Here is a 22,802-nt window from a genome sequence, read left to right as displayed (position 1 = left end):
ACTAATCAGAAAGGCAGGCACTCAAATTCAGGACTCCGCAGGCTGTTCATATATAACATAATTCATATAATCCGTAAAAGGTTTAAGGATCGAAATGCCTTTTACGACCATTTTTCCAAAGTCCTTGGAAGCCACTTCTTTATCTGTGAAAGTGTGAGAGAAAAAAAGTTGCTTCTGTTTCAGGAGCTCAATCTCCGGATGATCTTTGGCGTAACCTTTTGGCGTCGTTTTCAAAGCCTCGCCTTCGATGTTCGGGTAATAGGCATGAAATTCTTTGTCATGGATAATCTGCTTCAACTCATCCGCATTGTAATCGATCTCCTGACGAAATCTGGCCAGCTGCTCGGGTGTGGTTTCCCACATGCCGCCGCCCAGAAACGTCTTGTTACCTGGCTGTATTTGAAGATAATAGTCAATTTTCCCGGAACCCTTGCCACCCGGGCCGATGCCCGCGCTCAGGTTATTTTTATATGGTGCTTTGTTTTTTGAAAACCGGATATCGCGGTTGATCCTGAAAATGCATTCTTTGACTTGCAAATTGCCCAGATCCTGAAACTTGCCTACTTCCTGGATCAGGTAAGCGACCAGTTGCTCCAAATCCGCCTTTGCCGCATCGTAATCCTTTCTATTTTGCTGGAACCAATCCCTGTTATTATTTTCGGCTAGTTGACTTAAAAAGTGAAGTGTTTTGGATTCCATCGTATCTTGGTGAAGCTATAAAATTCAAATTTACTACGTTTTGTGATTCAATTTAACGAATTTTGACAAATTAGAAATTGCAAAATCTCTTAAAAACTGATAATCAGGAGAAAGCTATGAACCGTCCATTTTTATTGAAGGAGTATACAAAAAAAACCGCTGTCGTTGTTCCAAATGAAGAATGGGAGCAATTACAAGCTAAGTTGAGGAAGCAAAAGATACTTGATTCGCTAGCCCGGGGATTGAAGGAAGTGAAACTCATGAAGGAAGGGAAATTACCAAAACCTCACATCAACGATTTATTCAAAGATTAGCACATTTATCAATGATTGAAATCACTTACACACACGAATTTAGACGAGAATACAAAAGGCTAGCAAAAAAATATCCGTCTCTATACACAGACATTCAAAAACTTATCATAAATCTGACGGAAAACCCAACTACTGGAAAGCCGCTTGGTTCTGAAATTTTCAAAATCAGATGGCCAGTAAAAAGTAAAGGGAAAGGCAAAAGTGGAGGAATTAGGATAATTACACATTTCATGTTCACTGACAACGAGTTAGTGTTAATTACCATTTACGATAAGTCCGAAAAAGAAACGATTCCTATTAAGGAAATTCGTTCTATAATTGATTCAACAAAATAATACCAGTAACAAACTATAAATGGCCAGAATCCTAACAGGCATCCAAAGTAGTGGAAGGCCCCATCTGGGGAATATTTTGGGAGCTATCGTTCCCGCTATTGAACTTTCAAAAAACCCTGACAATGAATCCTTCTTTTTTATCGCGGACCTTCATTCGCTTGTTTCTATTAAAGATGGGAAATTAAGACATGAATATGCACGTGCTATTGCGGCAACCTGGATAGCATTCGGTTTCGATTTTGAGAAAAACGTTTTTTGGAGACAATCCAGGATTCAGGAACACACGGAATTAGCCTGGTATCTCAATTGTTTTACGCCGTTTCCAATGCTGGCGAATGCGACGTCTTTCAAAGAAAAATCGGAGAAATTGGCAGATGTGAATGCTGGCTTGTTTACTTACCCGGTTTTGCAGGCTGCGGATATTTTGCTTTACAATGCGAACATTATCCCGGTAGGAAAAGACCAGAAGCAGCATCTGGAAATGACAAAGGACATTGCCACACGCTTCAATCAGATCGCAGGAGAGGAGATGCTGGTGTTGCCCGAACCGCAAATTGACGAGCGCATCATGACGATCCCGGGCGTCGACGGCCAGAAAATGAGTAAGTCTTACCACAACTACATTGATATATTCGTTCCGGAAAACGAGCTGAAAAAATCGATTAAAAAGATTGTTTCTGACTCCACGCCCTTGGAAGAACCAAAGGATCCCGAAACAGACATTACATTTAAGCTGTACAGCCTCATCGCCTCCGAAAGCGACGTTGCCACCATGCGTCAGAACTATCTGAATGGCGGTTACGGCTACGGGCACGCCAAACAAGCATTATTGGAATGTATGCTGGAAAAATTCGCTGAGCCGCGCCGCATTTTCAACTATTATATGGAAAACGACCAGGAGCTGGAAGCCATCCTTGTAGCAGGCGAGACGAAAGCGCGCGCTATTGCGCAGGAAACGATTGTGAAAGTCCGCAAAGTTCTCGGTTTCAGCTCATGACAGAAAGCGTTGACATGCTGATCAATTCCGACCAGGATCTTTTTCTCTGGTTGAACGGTCAGCATGTACCCTGGCTCGACACTTTAATGTATTGGATCACATACAAATACACGTGGATTCCCATGTACATTGTCCTGATTGCAGTCCACTTAAGAAAGGATTGGAAAAAAGGACTGGTAGAGCTCGCCGTTGTGCTGATTGCAGTGATCATTGCTGATAAGATCACTTCCGGGTTTATGAAGCCTTATTTCGTTCGGTACAGGCCTTGTCACGAACCCGAATTGCAGGGTTTGGTGCATCAGGTCACGGGTTGCGGCGGACTTTATGGTTTTGCATCATCGCATGCTTCCACAAGTTTTGCTGTGGCAATGACCTGGTTTGCTTTTTTAAGGACAAAGTTGCCGTACATGTGGTTCCTGTTCATCTGGGCCGCTATTTATTCGTATAGCAGGGTCTATGTTGGCGTACATTATCCCGCAGATATTGTGATCGGCTGCATGATCGGCCTGACGGTCGGGTGGCTTTGTTTGAAACTTTACCATACTTTTTTGACCAGATATTACCGTATCTGATCGATTTTATTTAATTTTGCGCAAATTTCAGTTTGGCCAATGGGTTCATTTAATACAGTAAAAATATTTTCGGGAAGTCAATCCGAATATTTGGCCAAAGACATTGCCAGGTATTATGGCAAGGAGCTGGGAGGTTATACATTAAGGAAATTCAGTGACGGAGAGCTTTCGCCCAGCTTCGAAGAATCGGTTAGAGGGTGCGACGTTTTCCTGATCCAATCCACTTTTCCTCCGGCTGACAATCTGATGGAATTGCTTTTAATGGTGGATGCCGCACGTCGCGCTTCTGCTCATTATGTGACTGTGGTAATTCCTTACTTTGGTTACGCTAGGCAGGACCGGAAAGATAAGCCACGTGTGGCGATTGCTGCGAAAGTGGTTGCTAACCTGCTTACTTCTGTTGGCGTGGATCGTCTGATGACAGTTGATTTGCACGCAGGACAGATTCAGGGCTTTTTTGACCTCCCTGTTGACCATTTGGAAGGAACGTCTATTTTCGTTCCCTACATTAAATCCCTGAACCTCAAAAACCTGCTGATTGCATCGCCGGATATGGGTGGAGCAGCCAGAGCGCGTAATTTTGCGAAGTTTTTAAATGTTGATATGATCCTTTGCGATAAGCACCGGAAACGGGCGAATGAAATCGCAAGCATGCAGGTGATCGGGGATGTGGAAGGCATGGATGTTGTACTGGTGGATGATTTGATTGACACCGGTGGCACACTTTGCAAAGCTGCTGAATTGATTATCGAAAAAGGGGCCAATTCTGTGCGGGCCATTAGTACCCACGCGATTATGTCGGGTAAAGCGCACGAAAATATTGCCAATTCTGTTTTGGAAGAGCTGATTATCACTGATACGATTCCTTTGAAGCAACAGAATGATAAAATACGCGTGTTGTCGGTTGCAGAATTATTCGCAAAAGCCATCGGGCGTATCCGTGATCATGAATCTATTAGTTCTTTGTTTATAAATTATCAGTAAATTTTTTTATTTTTTATCTTCTTAATTAAATATTCTTATGAAAACGCATGAGATTGTAGGGTTTAAAAGAGCGAATCTCGGCAAGACGGAAGCGACCGAACTACGTTCACAAGGTTATGTTCCGTCTGTGCTGTATGGTGGAGCTGAGCAGGTTCATTTTTATGCACCGGCTATGTTGTTCCGCGAGTTGCTTTTCACACCGGATATTTTTAATGTTACGCTCAATATCGAGGGTACTCTATATAATGCCATTTTGCAGGAAAGACAATTTCACCCTGTTAACGACTCATTGATCCACGCGGATTTCTTGCAGATCGTTGACGGCAAAGAAATTAAAGTTGACGTTCCCGTTAAATTGACTGGTACATCATCTGGTGTTATGAAAGGTGGTAAAATGAACCAAAAATTGCGTAAATTGCGTGTACAAGGTTTGGCTGAGAACATTCCAGACTACGTAGATGTTGATGTAACTGAGCTGGATTTAGGAAAATCTGTTAAGGTTGGTGCAGTTAAGGCTGAAAATTTCGTTATATTAACAGCCGCAAGCAACCCGATTGCTTCAGTTGAGATCCCACGTGCACTGAGAGGTACACTTGGTAAGTAAGTATTTTATTTTTCATGGCTAATAGATGCAAACGTGCCGACCTTTGGTCGGCATATTTGTTTATAGCCACTTCCGTTTTGACTGTGACAGCCGCTGTTTGGTTTGTTGAGAGTCGCTGTTTTCGTCAGATCGAGCTCCGGATTTGTTCAATCAACACTTCATTAATACGCACGTAACTCTCATGTGTCCAGCCTGCTATGTGCGGCGTGAGCACTACATTATCTGAGGCCCGCAGGTAATCGAATGTCTCCTGTTGCGCATCCGTCAGTTTGCTGATCTTTTCATTTTCCAACACATCCAGACAAGCACCCAGGATCTTACCGGACTTTAATCCATTGACAACTGCGTCAAGGCTCACAGTTTCGCCCCGTGAAAGGTTTACTAAGTAAAATGGTTTGGAAATATTGTTTACAAAATCATCATCGACGATATAACGCGTAATCTCAGTTAATGGAATGTGCAGGCTTATAACGTCCGCTTGCCGCATAATCTCTTCCAGACTGGATTCAGTGGCGTAGGCGTCGCTGTAATTGTCACGATATTTGTCATACGCAAGCACGCGGCAGCCAAATCCGCTCAGTCGCCGGGCAGTGGCAGCACCATTGTTTCCGTAGCCAATAATTCCCACGGTTTTTTTCATAAGCTCCACGCCTCTATTCCCTTCCCGGTCCCATATTCCGCTGCGAACCTGGCGGTCGGCCCGTAATATGTTGTTAAAAAGGGCAAGCAGCATTCCAACTGCATGTTCAGCCACGGCATCGCGGTTCCCAGTTCCGGCGTGGAAAACTTCTATGTCGCGTTTTGCAGCGGCTTCCAGATCGATGAGGTCGAGCCCTGCTCCTGCCCTGGCTATAAAGCGCAGCTCGGTGGCCGCAGCAAGCATTTCTTCGTCAACATTCGTCTTGCTGCGGATCATGAGCCCTTCGTAACCCGCAATGTTGTCTAATATATCTTCCCGGCGGAATTCCGGGTGATAGGAATAATCCCAGCCTTCATCCCGTAACATTTCAAAAAGCGAGGGATGCATAGAGTCTGCGATCAGGATTTTCATAGGAGCACGGGATTTTTTGTAACTTGCCGGTCAGACATTGCGCAAAAGTAATACAGAATTACTCAGAAGAACAGTTACAACAGCATTAAACCTACATGAGCGATCAAATCAGCGATAAACCTGTTATAGGAATTACATTAGGCGATTACAACGGAATCGGGCCGGAAGTTATACTCAAAGCACTAGAAGGGAATCAGTTAGCAAAATTGTGCACACCCATCATTTACGGATCGTTGCGCGTGCTCAACCAGTATCGCAATCTGTTTGAAATGAAAGAATGGACTTTACACGGCATTCAAAAAGCAGATCAGGCCAATCCGAAGCTTACCAACGTCATCACTTGCTGGCACGACCATCAAACCGAAATCCAACCAGGAAAGATAACCCCAGAGGCAGGACAAGGATCTTTTGCATCATTGAAAAGAGCCGTCGAAGACCTGAAAGAAGGAAAAATCCAGGCGCTGGTAACAGGGCCGATCAATAAGGACAACATTCAGAGTGAAGATTTCAAATTTCCGGGTCATACGGAGTTTCTGGCGCAGTCTTTCGGCAAAGAAGATGCGTTAATGTTCATGGTCTCCGGCGAACTTCGGGTTGGCGTTCTGTCTGGGCACATTCCGCTTGACAAGGTCAGCACTAATGTTACAACCGAGAAGCTGACGGCTAAAATTGAGCAGATGCTGCAATCGTTGAAAGGCGATTTTGGAATAAAAAAACCCAAACTGGCCTTACTGGGGCTTAACCCGCACGCAGGGGAAAATGGTTTGCTGGGAAACGAAGAAATAGATGTCATTACGCCCGTAATCAAGAATTTTAAAGAAAAAGGCAACCTTGTTTTCGGTCCTTTCCCGGCAGATGGCTTCTTTGCTGCCGCTACTTACAAGCAGTACGACGCCGTCTTGGCCATGTATCACGACCAGGGTTTGATTCCTTTTAAAACCCTTGCATTCAATGAAGGTGTGAACTTCACAGCCGGGCTTTCGGCGGTAAGAACTTCACCGGATCATGGAACGGCCTACAACATTGCAGGCAAAAATATAGCAGAACCCGGCTCATTGCTTCAAGCCATTTACCTGGCATGCGACGTTTCCAGGTTCCGGGTGGTGAACGAGGATATTAATAAGCATGCATTAATTTCAAAACCACAACAATCTGAAAGCCAGCATCCTGCCAAGTCCGGGGGAAAGCAGCGGTTTAATAACTAACACTCGGCGGCCAGCTTACGGGGCGGTGCTTTACATCCATTTTACCTAGATCAAAAACCAATGTTAAAATCAATGACCGGATACGGTGTATCCAACATCGAATCCGATTCCATAAATGTTACGGTTGAAATAAAAACGCTGAATTCTAAGTTTCTGGACATTTACTGCCGCATTCCAAGGCAGTTTTCTGAACGCGAAATCGAGATCCGCAACTTGCTCACCCAGTCGCTTGAACGTGGTAAGGTTGAGTTTACATTAACAGTTCAGCCGGTTGGAAAAACAGTTGCTTCAACTTCTGTTAACAGAGCGCTGGTAAACGCCTACTATACAGACCTTTCTGATACTGCGTCAGCCATTGGGTTCAGTCCGGATTTTACGGAATTGTTCCGCATTGCGTTGCAAATGCCTAACGCTTATAATAACGAAACGGTTGATGATTCCAGCAAAGAAAATGACTGGACGCAGATTAAAGTGGCTGTGATGGAAGCGATCCGCAAATGCTCGGTTTTCAGGGAGCAGGAAGGCAAAATGACCTCTGACAAGTTCACAGAGTATATTAACACCATTCAAACTTTGCTGAACAGCGTTTCCGAGCAAGACAAATTAAGAATTCCGGCTGTTCGCGAGCGGCTTGAAAAGCAGATCAGGGAGCTTCTCGCGGATGATAACTTTGATACCAACCGATTTGAGCAGGAGCTGATCTATTATGTAGAGAAATTTGACATTTCAGAAGAGAAAATCAGGCTTGCCAACCACCTTACCTATTTCACAGAAACATTGCAATCGCCTGAAAGCAACGGTAAAAAGCTGAACTTCATAGCACAGGAAATTGGCCGTGAGATCAATACAATCGGCTCGAAAGCGAATGATGCTACGATCCAGCATTTGGTTGTTCAAATGAAGGATGAGCTTGAAAAGATTAAGGAACAAACCATGAACATTATCTAACCGGTGCCGGATAGCATACTGCCGTTATCTTTTTACGCTGCTTATGACACGCGCTCGCTGGCAGAGAAATTACTGGGCTGCGAGCTCGTTCATGAGAGTCCGGATGGCGTTACCAGCGGGATTATCGTAGAAACCGAAGCTTATCTTTCCGATGATCCAGCCTGTCACGCATACAACAGGCGCACGGCGCGTACGGAACCGATGTATGGGGTTGCGGGCACGAGCTACGTATATCTGATCTACGGTATGTACGAATGTTTTAATGTGGTCAGCAACCACGAAGGCATCGGCGAGGCAGTGCTGATCCGCGCGTTGCAGCCAGTAAAAGGCATTGAGCTGATGGAATTGCGCCGGTCGCTGATCCCCGGCAAGACGGCCCCGAAAATCCGCACAAAGCAGTTGAAAGTAAATGAGTTGTGCAAAGGACCGGGAAATCTGGCAAGGGCCATGGGCATAGAAAGGTCGTTGCACAACAACATATTATTGACTGGCGCGCCGCTGTACATTCAGGATCGGGAAGTGCAGGATCTTGAAATCGGATCGTCTGTACGCATTGGAATCAATGTCGGTAAGGAGTTGCTTTACCGGTTTTATATAAAAGACAACCCTTTTGTAAGTAAATTGTAATTTTTTGCGGGAAATATACCACATCCCTCACTTTTAAGGCCCGATAGTCCTGCGCTTTTATAATTACTTTTTATCTTTGGATCTCTAATCTACACTCGACGACCTATATGAAAATCTACACTTGCTGCTTCTGGTGGCCCATTTTACCCGTAGCGGCAGTTTAGTCTATGGGTAATTTATACAGACTATTAACGATCCTGTCTTTGGCAACGCTGGTAAGCGGGAGTCGTTGTACTTCTGTTTCTGACCATAATGATAGTGTTGGTGCAAAGAAAGACGTCGTTGAAGCTGTCCCCGTCGAGGGTTTTGCAGAAGATACCGTCCTGATCTTAAAATACCACCAGTTCGCGAAAGAGTATTTGTTTCAGGATGCTGAAAAGGCCATGTTTTATTCCAAACATGTGTTGAGACTTTCACAGAAACACCGGTGGAGCAAAGGTAAAATACTCGCTTACAACTTATTAAGCACTTACTATCTGATGGATGGCAGTTATGACGTGCTCCGGGAGCTCTCTAACGAAACCATGTCGCTGTCCAAAGACCTGCCGTTTTACACAGCTTACTCAAAGTATTTCCTTGCCGAAAGCTATTCCGAATACCGGCAGTGGGATTCCGCACAGATAAATTACCGGCAGGCCATCGCCATTTTTGAAGAGCTTGGCGAGGATAGCTCGGCTGCGACTTGCATCAATGCGCTGGGAAATTCTTACCGGGAAAAAAGCTTGTTTGCAGAGGCGATCCCTTATTATGAGCAGGCTTATGCGCGTTTTGACAAGATGGACTCGGATTGGGGCCGGGCTACGGTGCTCCAAAACCGGGGTTACCTGCACGTCATCCGGAAAGAACGCGAACAAGCGGAGGATTTGCTGAAACGCTCGCTTGTGCTGTTTCAGAAAATAAACAACCGTTACGGAGAGCTTAATGTACTGAATGATCTGGCCAACATCTATTGCCTGAGCAATCAGAATGAGCTGGCGATCACGACTGCCGCGCGCGCCCTGGATTATTCGACAATATTCCACTCTTCGCAGCAGACCAACTGGGCGTTACTATCGCTCGCGCGGGCTTATAAGAACAAGAAAATGTTCCGGGAAGCGCTGGATTACATGGAAAAGGTGATCTTCAACCGGCGTATGCTTCACACGGAATATGTTCAGAGACAGTACACCATGTTCCAGCTAAGCTATGACAATCAGATCATGGACTCGCAAATTCAGAATAAGATCATTGCCGAGCAGCGCACTGTGCAGCGGTTTCTGATTGGTTTTTCATGTCTGATCATTGCATTTGCTGCATTTCTCTGGTTTAACAACAAGAAACTGCGCAGGAAGAATGCGGAGATCAGCGAAGCGATGGCGCGTGGGCAAGCGATTGAGCGTAAACGTGTTGCAGCCGAACTTCATGACAACCTGGGCGGAACGCTTGCCTCATTGAACTGGTATTTGTTTGGTATTGATAAAAAAGTGCTTTCACCGGAAGAGCAAAAAATCTACGAAAGCGTACATCAGATGGTAGGCGCAGCTTACCGGGAAGTACGCAGCCTGTCACACAACCTGATGCCGCCCGAACTGGAAGAACACGGACTCGTGATGGCAATGCACCGGCTGATCGACAAGATGAACGAGAACAAGAATATTGAATTCAGTTTTAATGTTTCCGGCATGTCGCATCGTTTGAATAACAAGACGGAATTTGAGCTTTACAGCATTGTTCTCGAACTCACCAACAACATTATCAAGCATTCCGGCGCGAACAAGGCAAGCATTAACCTCACCGAAAACAAGAACATTCACCTGACGATCATTGACAATGGCAATGGCATGGTGGAACCTTCGCGGCAAGGTGTAGGACTCAAAAATGTGAAGAACCGAGTAGAAAGTCTGCGCGGGAAAGTGCAGATCATCAGTCAGCAGCCCAAGGGACTGAAAGTTGACATTGAAATCCCGAAGACCCTGATTTAACGAACAAGAGCATCCCCATCTATGAATATCTTGCCAAAAGTAGAAGAATTTATTAACGCATTTGAACAGAGTATTTCAAACAATTCCTTTATAAAGCTCTCCCTCGGGAATTACAAGGGATCTGAGGAGAACCTGAAAAACATTTATGTGAGAAGGGTTCTGATAAAAAAAGAAGAGAAGTTCAGTTTTACTTACCGATATAAAACAAGGGACATTGTCAAAAATTATAGTCTGGACGAAACCAGAACACTTTTTGAAACGCTTGTTGCAAAGGACTTCCACGTTGGCACACTCTTCACCGAAGCAGAAGAATTGCAGTTCGAGATTTTGAAAAACAACAAAATTACCCTTAAAAAGAAAGTTACCGATACAAAGGAAGTGCCTCTTCCTGAACACGATCACAGCAAAAGCAGGCTGATCAGCAGCGAGAATAAAAGCTATTTGCATGAGCTGAACATTACCGACAAAGACGGGAATGTCTTCAAAAAGGCGCAGGACAAATTTCGGCAGATCAATCATTACATTGAAATTCTCAGCGCGCTGATTAAAGAAATACCTACCGATAAGCAGCTTAATGTTGCCGATATGGGCTCAGGAAAGGGTTATCTCACATTCGCGCTTTACGATTACCTGAAAAACGTCCTGCATGTCGACGCGCATGTTACGGGTGTGGAATTCCGGCAGGACCTTGTGGCATTATGCAACGAGATCGCGCAGCATTCAAACTTTGAAAATCTGCATTTTGAGGAAGGGACAATTGAAAATTTTGACAGCAAGGACGTCAATCTTCTCATTGCGCTTCATGCATGTGACACAGCCACGGACGATGCCATCTTCAAAGGCATTTCCGCCGGCGCAGACCTGATCGTCGTCGCGCCTTGTTGTCACAAACAGATCCGCCGGGAAATGGAAAAAAGCAAAACCGGGAACGATGTTCAGTTTCTTACCCGATACGGGATATTCCTCGAACGGCAGGCTGAGATGGTTACGGACGGGATCCGGGCAATGATCCTGGAATACTTCGGATATAAAACCAAAGTTTTTGAATTCATTTCTGACGCCCACACACCGAAAAACGTCATGATTGTTGGCACAAAAGACAAGCGCAACATGCCCGATCAGCCGGGAATACTTAAAAAGATTCAAGAGGCCAAGCAGTATTTTGGCATTGGTTACCATCATCTCGAAAAAATTGCCGGTTTGCAAAGTCACTAAATGTCAATTGGATCGTCTTTTGTAAACATCTTCAAAGCCGGATATATCTCGTGAAAAGTCTCACTTTCGCTTCCCTGTCCGTATATTTGCACCTTTTTGTGGAACTGACTAATTTATTATGTGGAATAAAATAGCAACTTACATTATCCGCTACCGGCTTTTGTGGGTTGCACTGGTATTTGTTTCAACGGTTTTCATGGCATATCAGGCCAGCAAGATCGAACTCTCTTACAATTTTGCACGAATATTGCCTTCCAACGATCCGGTTGAAAAAGAATATCAGGATTTCAGGAAACTCTTCGGAGAAGACGGCAGCGTGATGGTGATCGGCTGGCAGGATCCGCAGCTTTTTGAGATCAATAAATTTCGCGACTGGTGCAAGCTAACTCAGCGCATTAAGGACACCGAGGGCATCAAAAATGTGCTTTCACTTGCAAATGTCTATAAGATCAACCGGAATGACAGCCTCCGAAAGTTTGACGTCGCGCCGGTTATCAAGCAAATTCCATCCACGCAGGCCGAGGCGGACAGCATTCAGAAAGAAATTGCCAACCTGCCGATTTACGAGGGACTGGTCCTCAATAGTAAAACCAATGCAACGCTCATCGTTGTAACATTCAACGACAAAGAACTGAATTCAAAGCGCAGGCTTACTATTGTCAGCGACATTGAAGCAATGGCCGAAGAATTCGGGACGAAATATCAGGCGGATCTGCATTATTCCGGGATGCCTTATATCCGCACAGTAAACATGAAAAAGATCTCCGGCGAAATGGAGTTATTCATGGGACTGGCAGTTTTTGTGACATTACTGATCCTTTGGGCGTTTTTCAGGTCGCTCAGACTAACATTGTTATCCATTGTTGTGGTGCTGATCGGGGTTGTGTTTTCTGTCGGGATTTTGCACGTTTTTAATTACAAAATCACTGCCCTTACCGGCCTTCTTCCTCCGCTTTTGATCGTAATTGGTGTTCCTAACTGCGTTTTTTTAATCAATAAATACCAGGCAGAGCTCCGATCGCATAATAATAAAGACGAAGCTTTGCTCGAAATGATCCGGCAGATCGGCTTGTCGACGTTCCTGGCCAACATGACCACCGCGATTGGATTTGGCGTATTTTACTTTACAAACAGCATTTTGCTTGTCGAATTCGGCGTTGTGGCGGCGATCAGTGTAATGGCTACTTATGTGCTTTGCCTGCTGCTTTTGCCGATCACATTGCATTATATGAGCGTTCCGAAAGCGCGCCATCTGAAACATCTCGATGGAAAATGGGCCTCCGGTTTCCTTCGAAAAATCGATTACCTGGTGCACAATCGCCGTAAGGAAATTTACATGGCGATGGTTTTGCTGATCATCATTTCGGCTTTTGGAATGACGAAAATAAAGACCATCGGTTACGTTGTTGACGATCTTCCCAAGAAAGATGTCGTTTACACGGATTTAAGATTCTTTGAGAAAAACTTCAATGGTGTGCTGCCGTTTGAAGTGATGATCGATACCAAACAGCCAAACGGAATTTTTGCTGACCAGGCCGAAGTGCTTTATAAAATAAAGGCATTCCAGAATGAGATGGCGAAGTTCCCTGAGTTTTCCAAACCGCTTTCGGTGGTGGAAGCTTCAAGGTTTTTATACCAGTCTTACCGGGGCGGCAATGCTAAATATTATGCATTACCAGGCGTTTTAGAACTTAATAAGCTTACTGGTTACGTGCAGGACCAGCAGGGCGCGGCGAAGCAGTTGAATGCATTTTTGAGTAAAGACAAAAGCGTTACACGTGTCAGTTTTCAAATGGCCGATGTTGGTTCTGAGCGCATTAAGGAGCTGATGCAAAAAATCCGCCCCAAAGTGGATTCCATATTTAGTCCTGAAAAATACAAAGTGAGCCTTACAGGTCATAGCCTTGTTTTCCTTAAAAGCAATGATTATCTGCTTAGTAATCTGTATGAAAGCTTGCTGATCGCGATCGTTCTGATCGCCATTGTCGGCATGGTGCTTTTCAGGTCCATCCCGATCATTTTGCTTTCCAAGCTGCCTTGTTTGATCCCATTGGCCCTCACGGCCGGGATTATGGGTTATTTTGGCATTTATTTCAAGCCGACCACTATTTTGATTTTCAGCATTACATTCGGCATTGCGTCGGACGGAACTGTCTATTTCCTGACGCGATATCGCGAGGAGTTGCATAAGAACGGCCTTACGCCGTCACAGGCTGTAACGCAATCTCTTTTCGGAACCGGGCTTAGCATGATTTACACGGCGGTGATCTTGTTCTGCGGATTTTCTATTTTTGCAGCATCCAGCTTCGGAGGAACGGCGGCGATGGGTGTGATGGTTTCCATAACCCTGCTGGTTGCCATGTGTACAAATCTAATTCTGCTGCCCGCATTACTGCTTTCCATCGCCAAACGGCAAGGAAAGAATGTGAGGCCTACCTAATGTCCGGGTTTACAAATATCCCTTTAAGAAATTCACAATGACCTTATAAACAACAAAGGCTGCTCACATGGGCAGCCTTTGTTGTTTATACTATTTTCTCGAAACTCTGATCCATCCATTCTTCCGGAATGTCGTCGAGCGCTTGTTTCAGCTTATCGGCCCAGATGTCTGAAATCTGTTCCAGATCTTTCTTTTCATAACGATGTTCAACAATTTTGAAGCTGTCCTTTTTGTAAAGGACCACGTCAATGGGAAAATCGACATCATTATTACTAACGCGCGTCGAGTCAAACGAGAGGAAACCAGCTTTCAAGGCCTGCTTCATCGTCGATTCGCCGTTCAACACGCGGTTCAGGATGGCTTTTCCCTGGCCGGAGTTTCCGATGATCACATAGGGTGAACCTTCGTCGAGTTCCACCCAGTTCCCTTCGGAATAAAGCAGAAACAGTTTGTGATCCGTATCGTCCTTCAATTGCCCACCAACGATGGTGTTCAGGTTAAATTTCAATCCTGCACGTTCCAGCGACGCCCTATCCTCTTCTGCAACACGCTTAATCTGCTCTCCAAACGCATTCACAGCTTTGTAAAGCTTATTGTAAACAACGCCTTCGCTGATCAGCTCTTCGAAATAATGCACCGCCTTGTCCCGCACGGAACGCAATCCGCTGGTCATGATAAAAAGCGAATAATTATCCTTTTGCGTTACATACATCTTCTTTTTTACAGTCGTATTGGTGCCAGCTGTAATGCGGGTGTCGGCCAATGCCACAAGCCCTTCTTTTACTTTTATCCCTAAACAATAAGTCATTATCTGCTAAAATTAAATCGCCCGAATCACCGTTCTGAAATGGTCATAAGCGGCTTCAACGAGATTAAATACGCTCAAAAGTACCAAAATGACCGATGGCACGGGCAAAAAACATACATTTAATGGCGATTTTTTTGAATGGAACCACTCCAAAGCACTCCTGTAAACAAACGATCGAGATGAAGCTTCTTCAAATATTCTTTTTATACACCGCGCTGCTTACCGGTTGCAGCAAAAAAGCGGATCCCGGTAATGCATATAATCCGGGCAGTACCGAGCCTGGTGCAAAAATGCTTGCCTTAGGCGATTCCTATACGATCGGGCAGAGTGTTACGGAAGCCGAGCGTTGGCCGATTTTATTGGTTAAAAGCTTGAAAGAGAATGGAATTCAGTTTCGTTCACCGGACATTATTGCCACCACAGGCTGGACGACGCGGGACCTTATTTTTTCAGTTGATAATGCCAAACCCGCGACGGATCATGATCTGGTTTCGCTGATGATAGGAGTCAATAACCAGTTTCAGGGCAAAAGCATTGACGAGTACAGGACCGAATTTCGCACTTTGCTAACCAAAAGCATTGCGCTAGCCAGCGGCAAAGTGGATCACGTTTTTGTGCTGTCGATTCCGGATTGGGGCACAACGCCCTACGGAGAAAGTGACCGTGCGAACATTACCAAAGAAATTGACGCGTTCAATCTGGTTGCAAAAGAAGAGTGTGATAAGTTGAAAGTCATTTTCATTGATATAACCCCCATTTCCAGGCAAGCATTAAAGGACCCTACCCTGCTGGCGCGTGATAACCTTCACTATTCTGGCAAAATGCACCAGCTTTGGGTTGATAAGGTTGTGCCGCTGATCAAGTCTAGGATATAAATACACTTCAAACTAAAAACCTCCGCTTTATGAAGGCGAAGGTTTATGCACTATATTCCAAAATTCTATAACCTTTAATTACGCTTCTTGCAAGGCTTTCAGCCTGATCACCAAGCCGTTCATCTGATCATTGCAGCGGAGCTGGCAGGCCAGGCGGCTGTTTGATTCGGCGTCCGGCAAGGTATCCAGCGTTTCCAGCTCATTGTCGTTCAGTTCGGGCAAACCTTCTCCTCCTTCCAGCACGGCAATGTGGCAGGTTGCACACAGTCCCATTCCGCCGCACGTCGCCTGAATGTCGTATTCATATGCTTTAAGCATTTCCATCAGGTTTAGTCCCATATCCACAGGCACTTCCAGCTCCTGACGGTCTCCGTTGTTATCTTCTACTTGAATATTTATCATGGCTAAAAAGCGTTAACTCCGTTGACAGTTGTGTATTTAAAACTTAATTTCTGATCCGGATACACATATTTAAATGCGCTCTGCATCATAATGGCCGCCTCGTGGAAACCGCAGAGAATCAGTTTTAATTTGCCCGGATAAGTGTTAATGTCGCCTATGGCATATATACGCGGGACGTTGGTGGAGTAATCCAGTGTGTCGACTATAACGGCCGATTTTTCAACACCCAGATTCCAGTCGGCAATCGGGCCGAGCTTGGGACTTAATCCAAAAAGCGGGATAAAATGGTCGGTAGGAATGGTGGTTACGTTCTTATCATTGCCTGTAATCGAAATTTCTTTCAGAACACCATTTCCGCCCAGGCTGCTTACCTGGGATTGCAGGATTAAGTCGATCTTTCCTTTTTCGGCAAGCTCAAAAACCTTTTCGGCTGAATCCGGCGCGCCCCGGAATGTGTCTCCTCTATGAACCAGTGTTACGCGTGAAGCAATGTCGGCAAGGAAAATGGTCCAGTCCAGTGCAGAGTCGCCGCCACCCGCCAGCACCACATTCTGGTTGCGGAACTGTTCAGGTTTTTTGACCATATAATGCACGCCTTTGCCTTCGAAATATTCCAGTTTTTCAACGGCTGGTTTTCTGGGCTCAAAGCTTCCGAGGCCAGCTGCAATCACCACAACTTTGCAATGCACAGCAGTTCCCTCATTCGTACGGACAATATAACTTTCATCTTCCTGCTTTTCAAGCGCTTCCACGCGCTCGCCCAATGTGAACCCAGGCTTGAACTCCTCGATCTGCAACATCAGGTTTTTAACTAGATCTTCGGCGATAATGCCCGGCGCACCAGGAATATCGTAAATAGGTTTTTGAGGGTAAATTTCGGCAAGCTGGCCTCCTACTACGGGAAGCGCATCAATTAAGTGGCAGCGCATTTTCAGCAAACCCGCTTCAAAAACTGCGAACAAACCGACGGGACCGGCGCCTATTATGCAAATATCTGTGGTAATCATGAACGTGATGAGATTGAACTTTGGAATAATTTAATGTTCCAAAATTACCTCCTCACCGCATGTTATGCCAATCACATTTGCTTATCCACCATAACCAAAAGTTATTGGTCTGCGCGTTTTGTTATCAGAAACTGCAACATGTTAGGTTGAATTTCAATGCGGACCTCAGCGGGGTTTTCGAGCTTGATGCGCTCATCATCAATATGCATATCCTTACCTTCCCAGCGCAGCGTAATATTCTTTGCCCTTACAGTCGTGAAGTCAAACTCCTTATCCTCGCCATTGATCAGCGCCAGAATGTATGTTTCCAACTTCTTCCTTTGCGTTTCCGGGATCATGACGATTTCCAGCTCTCCGTCTCCCGGATCCGCCGCAGGTGCCAGAACCAGATTGGGGCCGATAGACCTGATGTTCATGACTTCCACCATCAGGTATTTACCCGAATATGAAACGCCATCTGCTTCCACCCTGCATTCCTTTGCATCGTAGTTCAGCACAACATCGTAGAGGACCGCCAGTGCCGCTTTCAGCTTTTCCTCCACCGTATCACCGATCTCATCCTCTATTTTCTCCATCACTTTCATCAGGCGCGGAAATACGCCGTAGCCAAAGCCCTCCAGGAAAAAACGGTCGTCCTTTAAGCCGTATACTTTACCAATGTCAAAAGGCTGCAAATGCACCTCGTGCCAGCGTTTTGCAATTTCTTTGGGTTTGCCGCTGATCTGCAAAGCCGTAGCAATGTTATTGGCCGTTCCATGCGGCAACAGTGCAAGCGGATATTGCTTGTCCAGCCGCTTCCGGGCCATAAGCGCTTTGGCAACGCGCCTTACAGTACCGTCGCCGCCTGCAATGATAAGAAAATCTGTCTCTGTTTTGAACTGGTCCCAGCCTTCCTCTTTTACAGAGGAATATTCGCAATTAAAACCTTCCGCCTCAATCTGTTTCACTAGCTGCTTTTCGGAAAAATCATTATCCCCGGCTGTGGGGTTATGCAAAAGGTTTGCGTTTTTCATAGAAAGTATTTAGGATAACCTACCAGGCATAAAAAACATACCAGGCATAATTTTATTACCCTGAACCCTAAAAAAGATATCATTATGAAAATCCTGGTGACAAACGACGATGGAATATACAGTCCCGGACTCGCTGCCCTGGCAAAAATTGCGGCGCGGTTTGGAGAAGTTAAAGTGGTAGCCCCCGATGTGGAACAATCATCTATGGGCCACGCGATTACAGCTTCCCGGCCACTTTCTTACAAAAAATCCCCGATCGAATTTGACGGCATCGACGCCTGGCGCGTCAACGGAACGCCCGCAGACTGTGTGGCGCTGGGCCAGCACTTATGGGACAAGCCGGATGTGGTGCTTTCGGGCATCAACATGGGGCCGAACCTGGGAAACGCCATGTGGCATTCCGGAACGCTCGCTGCCGCCAAACAAGCCGTATTATTTGGCATGAAGGGAATTGCCCTCAGCACGCCAACCGATAAGGAGCCTGATTTCGACGCATTAGATCCTTTTGTTGAGAAAGCACTGGCCCTTTTATTTCAAAATGAACATTTGAACCTGGTGAATGTCAACTTCCCGCATGATCCGCAAGGTGTGCGCTGGACAAGGCAGTCGGTAAGGCTATACGACAACCAGATCGTGCCTGCGCTTGATCCTATGGGTCGGAAACATTACTGGTTTACGGTAATTCCAATGGAGCCCGCAGAGGAAGGAACGGACCGTTGGGCGATTGAAAACAATTTTGTTTCCATCACGCCGCTCCGCCTCGACCTCACCAATGAGGCCGACCTGGAAAAAGCACAAAAGGACTATCCTGTCAACTAGTTAAATGTTTCGATAAAGTTTCTGAAAAATACATTCTCCCGTCGCTACAAGCCAGCTTGTTAGTGGCGGGAGTCTTTTTTATTGGCCGCCGCACAATGATTTTAAGGGGTAGAATGATTAAAAAACAGTCTTCTTTTCGAACAAACAGTTTTTACATCCTGAATCCGAAAAAATCGATTTACCTCTCACTATGGAAAAATCCAAAATTGGCAATTACCGTTGGGTCATTTGTGCATTGTTATTCTTCGCCACCACAATCAATTACATCGACAGACAAATCCTGGGCTTACTGAAACCCACGCTCGAAGTGGAGTTCAACTGGACCGAAACTGACTATGCGAATATTGTCATGGTATTTGCCGGATGTTATGCCTTGGGTTATATCATTTTTGGAAATTTCATCGACAGGATCGGTTCTAAATTAGGATATTCTATTTCCATCATCATTTGGAGCATTGCTGCCATTGCGCACGCATTTGTCAAAAGCACATTCGGTTTTGGAGCGGTTAGGGCACTTTTAGGCCTTGGGGAAGCCGGTAACTTTCCGGCTGCTGTAAAAGCGACAGCCGAATGGTTTCCCAAGCGCGAACGCGCATTGGCAACCGGTATATTCAACTCCGGAACGAGCATCGGCGCCGTTGCAGCGCCCATAATGGTTCCCTGGTTACTTGGCGCTTACGGCTGGCAGGAAGCATTTCTGATTACAGGTGCGCTGGGTTTCGTGTGGCTGATATTCTGGTGGTTGTTCTATGAAATCCCTTCCAGACATAAGAAAATCAAAACGCCTGAATTTGAATACATTCACAGCGATAGCGAAGACATTGCTACACCGGATCAAAAACCGATCAAGTGGGCCAAGTTGGTCCAACTTCCCCAGACATGGGTTTTTATCAGCGGAAAATTGCTCACCGATCCCATCTGGTGGTTTTTCCTCTTCTGGCTTCCCTCCTACTTTGCTACCACGTTCGCACTGGATCTTAAAAAACCAAGCTTGCATTTGGCAGTCGTATATACGGCAACAACATTCGGCAGCATTGGCGGCGGTTATCTTTCGTCCTATCTGATCAAAAAAATGGGCTGGGCACCATTGCGGGCGCGGAAAACCACATTGCTGGTCGTTGCAATCGCTGTATTACCGATCATTCTGGCACAATTTGCGACTGATATCTGGGTAGCCGTGGGCATTATCAGCATTGCGGCAGCAGCGCACCAGGCTTGGAGCGCGAATATTTTTACGATTGTTTCCGACATTTTCCCAAAGCGCGCGGTAAGTTCCGTCGTGGGAATCGGCGGCATGGCCGGGTCCATTGGCTCCACGCTGTTTCCATTGCTGGTGGGTTCTTTACTGGACTATTATAAGGCAGCGGGGAACATTGGTGCAGGGTACAATATTTTGTTCATTATATGCGGCCTGGCCTATCTCGTAGCATGGCTCATCATTCATTTCCTTACCAAAAATATGAAACCGGTTGAAGAAGCGTTAAGAGATTGATTGTTTGGTTCTTCCAACCTGCTATATTTAATTTCATCATTACTGCAAAGAGGTTATTCATTGAAATGAAAAAGTCCCGATTCTATATTCTTTTCCTGACAATTTCGGTCACATTGTTTTATTGTAAGTCCAATAAGCAAACCGGCTCACAGCAGGTCGTTACCGAAAAAGTGGAAAAAGAAGTGCCTGCCAAGGCTGAGGTTTCAGCATTGTCACCATTTATTTCACCCGAAAAGACCATTGCAAAAATGCAGGTGGAAGATGGTTTTGAAGTAAAACTGATCGCCGCCGAGCCGCTCGTAAGTGCGCCCGTTGCCATGCAGTTCGACGACAAGGCCAGAATGTGGGTCGTGGAAATGACGGGTTATATGCCCGACACCATCGGTACAGGCGAAGATATTCCGAACGGGAACATTGTGATCCTGGAGGACAAAAACAAAGACGGCGTGTATGACGACCGCACAGTAGTGATCGATTCCCTTGTGCTTCCACGCGCGATCTGTCTTATTGAGAATGGCATACTCGTGGCAGAACCAACCAGCCTTTGGTTTTATGAGATTAAAAATGATAAGGTCGGAAAAAGAACATTAGTCGATCCGAAATACACCGAAGGCGGTAATGTTGAGCACCAGCCTAACGGGCTTTTCCGGGCGCTGGACAACTGGATTTACAACGCCAAATCAGACAAGCGTTACCGCAAGCGCGGCAACAAATGGGAAATTGAACATACGCATTTCCGCGGCCAGTGGGGCATCAGCCAGGATAATTACGGACGCCTTTATTATAACAACAATTCGCAAAACCTGATCGGCGACTATTTTCCGGCAGGACTTGGTGCTTCCAACAAAAACCAGAAGAATGTGGCAGGTTACAATGAAAAATGGGTGGCCAATAACCGCGTTTTCCCATTGCATCCTACACCCGGCGTGAACCGCGGCTACATGAAAAATGTCCTTGACGACAGCCTGCGCCTGACCAACTTCACTGCAGCAGCAGCGCCAGTAGTTTACCGCGGCGACCTGTTTGGCGACAGCTACGCATTTAACGCATTCGTTCCCGAACCTTCGGCAAACCTCATTAAAAGGAATGTACTCAGCGAAAACGGCTATGTTGTTAAAGGAGAACAGGCATACAAAAACAAAGAATTCCTGGCGAGCACAGATGAGCGTTTTCGCCCGGTAAGCCTGTACAATGGACCGGATGGCGCCATGTATATTCTGGACATGTATCGCGGCATCATCCAGCACAAAACTTATCTGACGCCCTATCTGAAAGACCAGATTGGCAAGCGAAGCCTTACACAGCCACTTTCCAGCGGACGTATTTATAAAATTGTCCCGAAAAACGCAAAGGCTAAACCGGTAATGATTCCCTCGGGCGCCGATGACCTTATAAAATTGCTGGGCCATGCCAATGGCTGGGTAAGAGACCGCGCACAACAGAAGCTGATCGACGGGAAATATAATCAGACCGTTCCTGCCCTGCGTGCCGCTATTAAGCAGACAACAAATCCGCTGCTCGCTATTCATGCATTATGGACATTAGAAGGCCTTAATTCCCTTAAAACTGAGGAGGCTTTGGCATGGCTTAGACAGGCTGACTGGAAGTTCCGGATGCAAGGGCTTGCCGTTTCGCCAGCCTTGATGACGCCCGGTTCCTATCAGCAATTTGCTTCGGCATTCAATACTATGGTGGATGCTAATGACACATTAGCAGCACCTTACATTGCGCTTGCAGCAAAAACCATCCAACCATTTGACACAACCGCTGCCCGCGGACTGCTTACCAAGCTGGCTGCGAAATATCCGAACAACCGTTACGTCAGCGACGCCATTATCAGCAATTTACAGGATCAGGAAGAAAGTTTCCAATCCGAAATTTCCGCTTCCCTATCCAATCCCGACTTTCTGTTGAACAAGCAATTGCAACGGGTTATCAGCACAGTCCAGAGCGCGCGCGGCAACCGGAATCCCGACATGCTGAAAAAGGAATTTCCCAAAGGCGAAGCATTGTTCACATCCATTTGCCAGACCTGCCACGGCGCAGATGGCGCTGGGATCAAGTCGCTCGCTCCGCCATTGAACCAGTCGGAATGGGTTACGGGGAATAAGGACAAGCTCATTTCCATCATTCTTTATGGCTTAACCGGTCCTGTTAAAGTAAATGGCCGCGTGTACCAGACGCCCGAGGTAAGCGGCGATATGCCCGGCATTGGCTACGATAAGGATATGCCTAGCGAAGACATTGCTCAGCTGCTGAGTTTTATCAGAAAATCATGGCGCAATGATGCGGACAAAATCACTACTGAGGAAGTTGAAAAAACGCGCCAGAAGTTAACCGGGCGTGAAAAAGCATTTACGGAAAGTGAGCTGAACGGAATATAGGCGGTTAAGGCAGAAAGCACTAAGTTTGTTCTTTTAAAATAAACAAAAGA

At 45.8% G+C, this 22,802-nt stretch carries 22 protein-coding genes; 16 read left to right on the top strand and 6 right to left on the bottom strand.

The features are described from left to right. Window positions 1-27: 27 nt before the first annotated feature. A complete protein-coding gene (locus tag LZG74_RS19000; protein WP_233798098.1) occupies window positions 28-699 on the bottom strand; it encodes a DUF2461 domain-containing protein in 672 nt (223 codons plus the stop codon). Window positions 700-776: 77 nt separating this feature from the next. Here LZG74_RS19000 and LZG74_RS18995 point away from each other — a divergent pair, with 77 nt between their 5' ends. Genes LZG74_RS18995 through LZG74_RS18970 form a run of 6 tightly spaced genes read left to right on the top strand, consistent with a single transcriptional unit; the run spans window position 777 to window position 4,505 of the window. Then, complete coding sequence (locus LZG74_RS18995) at window positions 777-1,013, top strand: hypothetical protein (protein ID WP_233798097.1); 237 nt, start codon at window positions 777-779, stop codon at window positions 1,011-1,013. Window positions 1,014-1,024: 11 nt separating this feature from the next. Then, window positions 1,025-1,348, top strand: a complete 324-nt coding sequence (locus LZG74_RS18990) for a type II toxin-antitoxin system RelE/ParE family toxin (RefSeq protein WP_233798096.1) — start codon at window positions 1,025-1,027, stop codon at window positions 1,346-1,348. Window positions 1,349-1,367: 19 nt separating this feature from the next. Further along, entirely contained in the window at window positions 1,368-2,345 is a 978-nt protein-coding gene (trpS, locus tag LZG74_RS18985; protein ID WP_233798095.1) for a tryptophan--tRNA ligase, read from the top strand. Further along, a complete protein-coding gene (locus tag LZG74_RS18980) occupies window positions 2,342-2,917 on the top strand; it encodes a phosphatase PAP2 family protein (RefSeq protein WP_233798094.1) in 576 nt (191 codons plus the stop codon). The genes trpS and LZG74_RS18980 overlap by 4 nt, the downstream gene beginning before the upstream one ends. Window positions 2,918-2,956: 39 nt before the next feature. After that, window positions 2,957-3,901: a ribose-phosphate pyrophosphokinase gene (locus tag LZG74_RS18975; RefSeq protein ID WP_026632910.1), complete on the top strand. Its 945-nt coding sequence runs from the start codon at window positions 2,957-2,959 to the stop codon at window positions 3,899-3,901. A gap of 37 nt (window positions 3,902-3,938) precedes the next feature. Beyond that, window positions 3,939-4,505 carry a 50S ribosomal protein L25/general stress protein Ctc gene (locus tag LZG74_RS18970; RefSeq protein ID WP_233798093.1) on the top strand — a complete coding sequence of 189 codons (567 nt, stop codon included), beginning with the start codon at window positions 3,939-3,941 and terminating at the stop codon, window positions 4,503-4,505. A gap of 124 nt (window positions 4,506-4,629) precedes the next feature. Here the strand turns inward: LZG74_RS18970 and LZG74_RS18965 are convergent, their stop codons facing one another. Then, window positions 4,630-5,556 carry a 2-hydroxyacid dehydrogenase gene (locus LZG74_RS18965; RefSeq protein WP_233798092.1) on the bottom strand — a complete coding sequence of 309 codons (927 nt, stop codon included), beginning with the start codon at window positions 5,554-5,556 and terminating at the stop codon, window positions 4,630-4,632. Between the two features lie 95 nt (window positions 5,557-5,651). Between LZG74_RS18965 and pdxA the strand changes: the two genes are divergently transcribed. The 6 genes from pdxA to LZG74_RS18935 all read left to right on the top strand — a co-directional run bounded on the left by pdxA (window position 5,652) and on the right by LZG74_RS18935 (window position 13,952). Beyond that, the gene (gene pdxA / locus LZG74_RS18960) at window positions 5,652-6,761 is read left to right on the top strand and encodes a 4-hydroxythreonine-4-phosphate dehydrogenase PdxA (protein ID WP_233798091.1); all 1,110 of its coding nucleotides are present in this window, start codon (window positions 5,652-5,654) and stop codon (window positions 6,759-6,761) included. Between the two features lie 60 nt (window positions 6,762-6,821). Continuing rightward, the gene (locus tag LZG74_RS18955) at window positions 6,822-7,709 is read left to right on the top strand and encodes a YicC/YloC family endoribonuclease (protein ID WP_233798090.1); all 888 of its coding nucleotides are present in this window, start codon (window positions 6,822-6,824) and stop codon (window positions 7,707-7,709) included. Between the two features lie 3 nt (window positions 7,710-7,712). Continuing rightward, a complete protein-coding gene (locus LZG74_RS18950) occupies window positions 7,713-8,336 on the top strand; it encodes a DNA-3-methyladenine glycosylase (RefSeq protein WP_233798089.1) in 624 nt (207 codons plus the stop codon). A gap of 167 nt (window positions 8,337-8,503) precedes the next feature. Beyond that, complete coding sequence (locus LZG74_RS18945) at window positions 8,504-10,297, top strand: tetratricopeptide repeat-containing sensor histidine kinase (protein WP_233798088.1); 1,794 nt, start codon at window positions 8,504-8,506, stop codon at window positions 10,295-10,297. 21 nt (window positions 10,298-10,318) lie between these two features. Beyond that, window positions 10,319-11,512 carry an SAM-dependent methyltransferase gene (locus LZG74_RS18940; protein WP_233798087.1) on the top strand — a complete coding sequence of 398 codons (1,194 nt, stop codon included), beginning with the start codon at window positions 10,319-10,321 and terminating at the stop codon, window positions 11,510-11,512. Between the two features lie 118 nt (window positions 11,513-11,630). Next, a complete protein-coding gene (locus LZG74_RS18935; RefSeq protein ID WP_233798086.1) occupies window positions 11,631-13,952 on the top strand; it encodes an RND family transporter in 2,322 nt (773 codons plus the stop codon). A gap of 85 nt (window positions 13,953-14,037) precedes the next feature. Here the strand turns inward: LZG74_RS18935 and LZG74_RS18930 are convergent, their stop codons facing one another. After that, window positions 14,038-14,760: a peptidase gene (locus LZG74_RS18930; protein ID WP_026632901.1), complete on the bottom strand. Its 723-nt coding sequence runs from the start codon at window positions 14,758-14,760 to the stop codon at window positions 14,038-14,040. A 179-nt stretch (window positions 14,761-14,939) separates the two neighbouring features. Here LZG74_RS18930 and LZG74_RS18925 point away from each other — a divergent pair, with 179 nt between their 5' ends. Next, the gene (locus LZG74_RS18925) at window positions 14,940-15,635 is read left to right on the top strand and encodes an SGNH/GDSL hydrolase family protein (RefSeq protein ID WP_233798085.1); all 696 of its coding nucleotides are present in this window, start codon (window positions 14,940-14,942) and stop codon (window positions 15,633-15,635) included. A 78-nt stretch (window positions 15,636-15,713) separates the two neighbouring features. Here LZG74_RS18925 and LZG74_RS18920 read toward each other — a convergent pair whose 3' ends face one another. The 3 genes from LZG74_RS18920 to LZG74_RS18910 form a co-directional block, all read right to left on the bottom strand. After that, window positions 15,714-16,037 carry a 2Fe-2S iron-sulfur cluster-binding protein gene (locus LZG74_RS18920; protein WP_026632900.1) on the bottom strand — a complete coding sequence of 108 codons (324 nt, stop codon included), beginning with the start codon at window positions 16,035-16,037 and terminating at the stop codon, window positions 15,714-15,716. Between the two features lie 2 nt (window positions 16,038-16,039). Then, window positions 16,040-17,044 carry an NAD(P)/FAD-dependent oxidoreductase gene (locus LZG74_RS18915; protein WP_233798084.1) on the bottom strand — a complete coding sequence of 335 codons (1,005 nt, stop codon included), beginning with the start codon at window positions 17,042-17,044 and terminating at the stop codon, window positions 16,040-16,042. Window positions 17,045-17,145: 101 nt separating this feature from the next. Then, window positions 17,146-18,057, bottom strand: coding sequence for a diacylglycerol kinase family protein (locus LZG74_RS18910; RefSeq protein WP_233798083.1), 912 nt, complete (start codon window positions 18,055-18,057; stop codon window positions 17,146-17,148). Between the two features lie 84 nt (window positions 18,058-18,141). Between LZG74_RS18910 and surE the strand changes: the two genes are divergently transcribed. The 3 genes from surE (at window position 18,142) to LZG74_RS18895 (ending at window position 22,752) form a co-directional block, all read left to right on the top strand. Further along, window positions 18,142-18,876: a 5'/3'-nucleotidase SurE gene (gene surE, locus LZG74_RS18905; protein WP_233798082.1), complete on the top strand. Its 735-nt coding sequence runs from the start codon at window positions 18,142-18,144 to the stop codon at window positions 18,874-18,876. 190 nt (window positions 18,877-19,066) lie between these two features. After that, entirely contained in the window at window positions 19,067-20,368 is a 1,302-nt protein-coding gene (locus LZG74_RS18900; protein ID WP_233798081.1) for an MFS transporter, read from the top strand. Between the two features lie 65 nt (window positions 20,369-20,433). Continuing rightward, a complete protein-coding gene (locus LZG74_RS18895; protein WP_233798080.1) occupies window positions 20,434-22,752 on the top strand; it encodes a c-type cytochrome in 2,319 nt (772 codons plus the stop codon). Window positions 22,753-22,802 lie beyond the last annotated feature (50 nt).

Origin of the sequence: Dyadobacter sp. CY327 (assembly GCF_021390415.1) — a bacterium.
In the GTDB taxonomy this organism is placed as follows: Bacteria; Bacteroidota; Bacteroidia; order Cytophagales; family Spirosomataceae; genus Dyadobacter; species Dyadobacter chenhuakuii.
This window is presented reverse-complemented; position numbering and strand designations above follow the sequence as displayed.

What these genes read in the sequence shown, in the direction of transcription:
- LZG74_RS18895 (WP_233798080.1), top strand. Translation starts at nt 20,434, where the DNA reads ATGAAAAAGTCCCGATTCTATATTCTTTTCCTGACAATTTCGGTCACA.
- pdxA (WP_233798091.1), top strand. Translation starts at nt 5,652, where the DNA reads ATGAGCGATCAAATCAGCGATAAACCTGTTATAGGAATTACATTAGGC.
- LZG74_RS18970 (WP_233798093.1), top strand. Translation starts at nt 3,939, where the DNA reads ATGAAAACGCATGAGATTGTAGGGTTTAAAAGAGCGAATCTCGGCAAG.
- LZG74_RS18920 (WP_026632900.1), bottom strand. Translation starts at nt 16,037, where the DNA reads ATGATAAATATTCAAGTAGAAGATAACAACGGAGACCGTCAGGAGCTG.
- LZG74_RS18930 (WP_026632901.1), bottom strand. Translation starts at nt 14,760, where the DNA reads ATGACTTATTGTTTAGGGATAAAAGTAAAAGAAGGGCTTGTGGCATTG.
- LZG74_RS18945 (WP_233798088.1), top strand. Translation starts at nt 8,504, where the DNA reads ATGGGTAATTTATACAGACTATTAACGATCCTGTCTTTGGCAACGCTG.
- trpS (WP_233798095.1), top strand. Translation starts at nt 1,368, where the DNA reads ATGGCCAGAATCCTAACAGGCATCCAAAGTAGTGGAAGGCCCCATCTG.
- LZG74_RS19000 (WP_233798098.1), bottom strand. Translation starts at nt 699, where the DNA reads ATGGAATCCAAAACACTTCACTTTTTAAGTCAACTAGCCGAAAATAAT.
- LZG74_RS18940 (WP_233798087.1), top strand. Translation starts at nt 10,319, where the DNA reads ATGAATATCTTGCCAAAAGTAGAAGAATTTATTAACGCATTTGAACAG.
- LZG74_RS18925 (WP_233798085.1), top strand. Translation starts at nt 14,940, where the DNA reads ATGAAGCTTCTTCAAATATTCTTTTTATACACCGCGCTGCTTACCGGT.
- LZG74_RS18935 (WP_233798086.1), top strand. Translation starts at nt 11,631, where the DNA reads ATGTGGAATAAAATAGCAACTTACATTATCCGCTACCGGCTTTTGTGG.
- LZG74_RS18975 (WP_026632910.1), top strand. Translation starts at nt 2,957, where the DNA reads ATGGGTTCATTTAATACAGTAAAAATATTTTCGGGAAGTCAATCCGAA.
- LZG74_RS18990 (WP_233798096.1), top strand. Translation starts at nt 1,025, where the DNA reads ATGATTGAAATCACTTACACACACGAATTTAGACGAGAATACAAAAGG.
- LZG74_RS18955 (WP_233798090.1), top strand. Translation starts at nt 6,822, where the DNA reads ATGTTAAAATCAATGACCGGATACGGTGTATCCAACATCGAATCCGAT.
- LZG74_RS18915 (WP_233798084.1), bottom strand. Translation starts at nt 17,044, where the DNA reads ATGATTACCACAGATATTTGCATAATAGGCGCCGGTCCCGTCGGTTTG.
- LZG74_RS18965 (WP_233798092.1), bottom strand. Translation starts at nt 5,556, where the DNA reads ATGAAAATCCTGATCGCAGACTCTATGCATCCCTCGCTTTTTGAAATG.
- surE (WP_233798082.1), top strand. Translation starts at nt 18,142, where the DNA reads ATGAAAATCCTGGTGACAAACGACGATGGAATATACAGTCCCGGACTC.
- LZG74_RS18900 (WP_233798081.1), top strand. Translation starts at nt 19,067, where the DNA reads ATGGAAAAATCCAAAATTGGCAATTACCGTTGGGTCATTTGTGCATTG.
- LZG74_RS18910 (WP_233798083.1), bottom strand. Translation starts at nt 18,057, where the DNA reads ATGAAAAACGCAAACCTTTTGCATAACCCCACAGCCGGGGATAATGAT.
- LZG74_RS18980 (WP_233798094.1), top strand. Translation starts at nt 2,342, where the DNA reads ATGACAGAAAGCGTTGACATGCTGATCAATTCCGACCAGGATCTTTTT.